This is a genomic window from Mesorhizobium sp. M7A.F.Ca.CA.002.15.2.1 (assembly GCF_003998715.1).
In the GTDB taxonomy this organism is placed as follows: Bacteria; Pseudomonadota; Alphaproteobacteria; order Rhizobiales; family Rhizobiaceae; genus Mesorhizobium; species Mesorhizobium ciceri.
Genome location: NZ_RZPI01000926.1, coordinates 1 through 1,649, shown reverse-complemented (window position 1 = coordinate 1,649; position 1,649 = coordinate 1). Strand labels below are relative to the sequence as shown.

The 1,649-nt window shown below is 68.2% G+C and carries 1 pseudogene; it reads left to right on the top strand.

Features of this window, described 5'->3' with window-relative positions:
- Window positions 1-1,649: pseudogene (locus tag ENZ74_RS31195) on the top strand (SEL1-like repeat protein); the annotation flags it as partial.

Sequence of the window (1,649 nt, the reverse complement as noted above, 5' to 3'; positions counted from 1 at the left end):
CCGGCCTCGCCCAGGCTTTGAAGACGCTTGAAACACTGACGCGGCGCCCCGACGACCGCAATTCGAGAACGTTCGAGGCCATCCACGATACGTTGCTCAAGATCGTCGACCGGCTGGGTTCGCTCGAACCCGGCGAGCCGGTCGAGGCGATGAGCGAATTGCTGGATGCGGCACCGGCCGAGCCGAGCAACTGGCGCGGCGTGCGCCGACCCAAAATGGCCGTCGACGCGCCGTCGATGGATATCGATCAGCCCCTGCCATTGACTGGGGACATGGCAGATCTCGATGGCCGTGCCGCCGCCATCCTGCGCAATGAGCCGGGTGCACGCGGCGACCTGGGTATGCGTAGCGACCTCGGTATTGGTATTGGCACGCGCACGCCGGCCGAGGCTGCCGCGGCGGCGGCCATGGCCGCGCTCGGTTCGGACACGATCGCCGAGAAAGGCGGACAGGCCGGCGGCCGCAAATCGTTGTTCGGCGGGCTGGCCCGCGCCTTCAAGGGCAAGAAGGAGGCGGATATCCCGCCACTGGCCGGCTCAGCGCCGAGTGCCCCAATACCGAGCGTCGATCTCGACGAGCCGCTCGATCCGAAAATGGCCAACCGGCCGCTGGAGCCCGGCTCCGGCGCACCTGACCTCAATGCCATCATGAAGCGCGTGCGTGACGAGCGCGGCCAGCCGGCCAAGCCCAGCGACACCGATGCCGCGAAATCGGATTTCATCGCCGCTGCCCGGCGCGCGGCGCAGGCCGCGGCCGCCGAGGCCGATGCGCTGAAGCGCCAGTCGACGGTGACCGGACCGGTGAAGGCACTGCGGATCGGCGACCTGCTCAAGGCACGGCGCAAGCCGATCCTGATGGGGACAACCGCGATCCTGCTGGCGCTGGGCGCCCTGCAACTGGGCAAGGCCTTTTTCGCCGATCCGGCCCAGGTGGCGAGCAACGATGTCGTGCCGATCGTCGCCTCGCAGCCGATGCAAACCGCCTCGCTCGATGCCGCGAGCCAGCCAAAGACGGACGCGCAGCCCGCGGCAGTGGAAAGCGCGCCGGACCATGCCGTCAGACAGGCCGAGCCATCCGCACCGGCAACCAAGGACGACATGGCCGCGCAAAGCATGATTGCCACGCCGTCAGGCGCCGAGCCGTCGATGGGTGCCGCGCCGATCGCAGAACCGGTTCCCGCCCCCGTCGCCTTGGCTACATCGGCCGATGCAAACCCAGCGGCGTCCGAGACGACGACAGCTTCGGCTGCGCCGGCCTCGACCGTTCCGGTCGCCGCCGAACCTGCCGATACCGATACCGCCACCGGCATCCAGCCTATGGCGACAGAGCCGACCACCGCCAAGGACACCACGGGCGCGGTTCCGCCGGTGGACGCTTCGCCGGCGACGACGGCAAAATTCGACATTCCCGCTGACGCCGGCCCGGCCGCCTTGCGTGATGCCGCTGCCAGCGGCGACGCCAAGGCGCTGTTCGAAATCGGCTCGCGCTATGCCGAGTCGCGCGGCGTCAAGGAAGACATGGCGGCAGCGGCCAAATGGTACGAGAAATCGGCGGAACTCGGCTTCGCGCCGGCCGAATACCGTATCGGAAATTTCTACGAAAAGGGCATCGGCGTCGCGCGCGACATCAAGAAGGCGAAGACCTGGTAC